Genomic DNA, 2,976 nt, shown 5'->3' on the forward strand with positions numbered 1-2,976 from the left:
GTAAGCGTCTGCCGAAGTCACCTTGCATAAGCTAGAGGGTCATTACGAAGAGCTTCACGGATAGCAGTTCCCAGGCAAGTTTCGCCTGCAATCAGTTGCTGGTAGAGGCTCGTTGCAGCACACTCTGTCTACTTGCCCCACCGAAAGGAGACGAAATTACATGAAGGATCAATCCAGCCCTATTCCCCTTGTTATCCTTGACGTTCAGGATGCCATTGATCGCCCGAATTGGGATGGCAAAAATAATCCTGAGTATGTGGTGGTGATCCAACGCCTTCTCGATCACTGGCGATCAAACGGCTGGCCAGTTCTTTACGTGAAGCACGATGAACAGACTCCTACATCCAGCTATTACGTCCATGGCCCCTGGAATGGCATCAAGAAAGACGTTGCCCCGATAAAGGGAGAGACCGTCATCATCAAACATCAAAACTGCGCCTTCATTGGCACCGAACTGGATGCCATTCTTAAAGGGATGCAGGTAAAGCGTTTGGTGCTGACGGGCGTTGTCATTCATAACAGCATGGACGCTACAGTCCGTGCGGGAAAAGCACTCGGATACAGCATCATCCTTCCCTCAGACGCCACGACAGCCGTGCCCGTCGTCGGGGCGCATGGAAAGTCCTGGGACGCCACAACCGTTCATGAACTGACCTTGGCAATACTCGGTGATGAGTATGCCGATGTTATGTCATCGGACGAAGTGCTCGCACAGCTCCCCCTATGAAGTTATGTAGGCACCCACTGACGCGGTAGCAGGTGACCTATTTCACTCGCCCGTTGCGTCGGCAGGCGCGTGAGGACGTCCTTCAAATAAGCATACGGATCATGCCCGTTGAGCCGCGCCGACTGGATCAAACTCATGATCGCTGCCGCGCGTTTACCGCTGCGCAGTGATCCAGCAAACAACCAGTTTGAGCGTCCAAGTGCCCACGGCCGGATCTGGTTGTCGGGTAGTCCAAAGTTGTAACGGTAACAATCGACCCATAGCTGCCTGTTGCATCAGGCAGAAAACGGCCAGAAGCAGCCTCTGACCTTTGGCCCGCTTCGAATCGATTGTTTTCAAATGGCCAGCGGGGCGGTTAGAGTGTCGCCCCCCGGAATTGGATCCTGGGATTTCTGCCATGGAGTTGTTCAGTGAAGTACCTCAGTAAAGTTGTAGCCGGTGGTGTTTTCGGCCTGATTCTGGCGGGTTGCACCGGAGCCCCGATAACCTCGCCGCACTATGACAGCAGCCAATACACCGTGGTGGGTCACAGCGAAGCAACCGCCACTGGCCTGATGTTGTTCGGTGTGATTCCGATCCGCCAGAACAGCCGTTTCGTCCGCGCCCAGAACGCTGCAATCGAGGCCAAGGGGGGCGATGCGATGATCAATACGCAAGTGCAGGAAAATTGGTTCTGGGCCTGGGTCCTGAGCGGCTACACCACCAAAGTCTCCGGTGATGTAATCAAGCTGAAAAACGTGCAGTAACTATCGCCCTGGCGGGTTCTGCTGGATCAAGACCGGTGCTGTCTCGACGCAGTTCATCATGCACTGGAACAGCCTTTGATCATCAGACTACCCATTAGCTCGAGCGACGCTACACGACGCAATCGGCCAGATCCCACGAAATCGCTCTCTTCCGAGTGACTGGCCGCTTGCGGCCGATGCTGTTGAAAACAGTCGGCCCCCATTTCTGCAGCCGAGCGACTTTTTCAACAGAGTCGGCCGTTTTCTGCCAGCGGCAACCGACCCACAGTGGACTAACAATTTTGCCAGCGATCCCCTCGCTCGGATCGCTATACCCCGCGAGAAATTTGGTGCTACTGACTCGACCAGTCCCCTTCACGTGCTATGTGTTTAGCCGCTTAGTCATATGCGGTGAGGCCTCTCAGTTGGGAACGTCAGGGGCTGAGCGTAATGGAACGTTCGTCGGAGGGAAGGTAAGCCGATCCTCGTCCAAAGCTCGTAGTGGTAGATCTCCATCCAGGTAAAATTCGTCAAGCTGCGGAGGTGCAACACGGGTGCCGGACAGCATCGCGTGCACTTGTCCCCGGTGATGGATCTGATGCTGGAATAGGTGCAGCAGTAGGCGGTCGACCCGCTCCAGTACTATGCCCTCCGCCCGCACAACCTCTGCTTGGCGACCCAATGAGTTCTCATCCAACCGCTCGCAGTAAGCTATCAGTCGGATGTCTATCGCCGATTGAAGCTGCGCTATCTGATGAAGCGATAAATTTGAAGGGAGTTCCTTACGTTGGCCTTCCAGATCAAGCTCCAGTGCTGCGAGGTAGAACTGATCCACGTCCAATATATGCAACAGCGTTCGTTCGATAGAGGGAAAGAAGCTCGTTCGTGCAGCCACGTACTCCTCGTGGCTTAACGCGAAGCATGCGGAAAGCAATCGCCGGTTCGACCACTGGTTGTTTTGTGCCTGCGCCAGGAAGCTGTTCATTGGGAATGGCCTAAAGGTTTGCTTGAGTCACAATGATAGTGGATAGCGTATCCCTGATTGGTGTGACTACTCTGCTGGTCTCGTTCGCCAGGGTCCGGGCGCAGCGGTCAGGCGGTTCAGGAAGGCGGATATGGAAGTCCACTTTGCACGACTGGGAACATACTGGCTCATCGTACACTTCAATACGATCTCGACCGGCTGTACGCGAGGTTTCGGTGGTTCAGAGTGTTTGCAAGCGATGCCGCTGGCTCTTGGCAGACAAGGGGTAGGACGCTGACTCGTTGCGCCGGTACTGCGATCGTTATCGAATGCAGCCGGTGATTCCCCTGCGGGACATGAAGCGCAAGCCAAAGCCCGGCTTGCCGCGTCTCTTCGACAAGCCCAAATATCGGCGGCGGAATGTAATAAAGCGGTTATTTGGTTGGCTCAAGGAACACCGCCGCCTAGGAAAACGCTATTGCAAGCTGGCGGAAAGCTTCGCCGCGATGGTCACACTGGCTTGCTGGCGGCGGTGTCTAAGACATTTCTTTTCGTACAGT

Annotated in this window: 3 protein-coding genes and 2 pseudogenes; 3 read left to right on the forward strand and 2 right to left on the reverse strand. The window is 54.9% G+C overall.

What is annotated here, in order from left to right; translation table 11 throughout:
* The first annotated feature begins 160 nt into the window (after window positions 1-160).
* Window positions 161-727, forward strand: coding sequence for an isochorismatase family protein (locus tag M5B96_RS32140; RefSeq protein WP_248801163.1), 567 nt, complete (start codon window positions 161-163; stop codon window positions 725-727).
* A gap of 2 nt (window positions 728-729) precedes the next feature.
* Here M5B96_RS32140 and M5B96_RS32145 read toward each other — a convergent pair.
* Window positions 730-951, reverse strand: a pseudogene (locus M5B96_RS32145) (transposase domain-containing protein); the annotation flags it as partial.
* A 186-nt stretch (window positions 952-1,137) separates the two neighbouring features.
* Here M5B96_RS32145 and M5B96_RS32150 point away from each other — a divergent pair.
* Window positions 1,138-1,473: a hypothetical protein gene (locus M5B96_RS32150; RefSeq protein WP_103499541.1), complete on the forward strand. Its 336-nt coding sequence runs from the start codon at window positions 1,138-1,140 to the stop codon at window positions 1,471-1,473.
* A gap of 400 nt (window positions 1,474-1,873) precedes the next feature.
* On the opposite strand, the gene M5B96_RS32155 is transcribed toward M5B96_RS32150, so the two are convergent.
* The gene (locus tag M5B96_RS32155; protein ID WP_248801164.1) at window positions 1,874-2,437 is read right to left on the reverse strand and encodes a DinB family protein; all 564 of its coding nucleotides are present in this window, start codon (window positions 2,435-2,437) and stop codon (window positions 1,874-1,876) included.
* A gap of 233 nt (window positions 2,438-2,670) precedes the next feature.
* Here M5B96_RS32155 and M5B96_RS32160 point away from each other — a divergent pair.
* A pseudogene (locus tag M5B96_RS32160) lies at window positions 2,671-2,976 on the forward strand (transposase); the annotation flags it as partial.

The organism is Pseudomonas sp. MWU13-2105 (genome assembly GCF_023242315.1).
Lineage (GTDB): Bacteria > Pseudomonadota > Gammaproteobacteria > Pseudomonadales > Pseudomonadaceae > Aquipseudomonas.

Coding starts and splice junctions, on each gene's coding strand:
- M5B96_RS32140 (WP_248801163.1), top strand. CDS start 161: ATGAAGGATCAATCCAGCCCTATTCCCCTTGTTATCCTTGACGTTCAG.
- M5B96_RS32155 (WP_248801164.1), bottom strand. CDS start 2,437: ATGAACAGCTTCCTGGCGCAGGCACAAAACAACCAGTGGTCGAACCGG.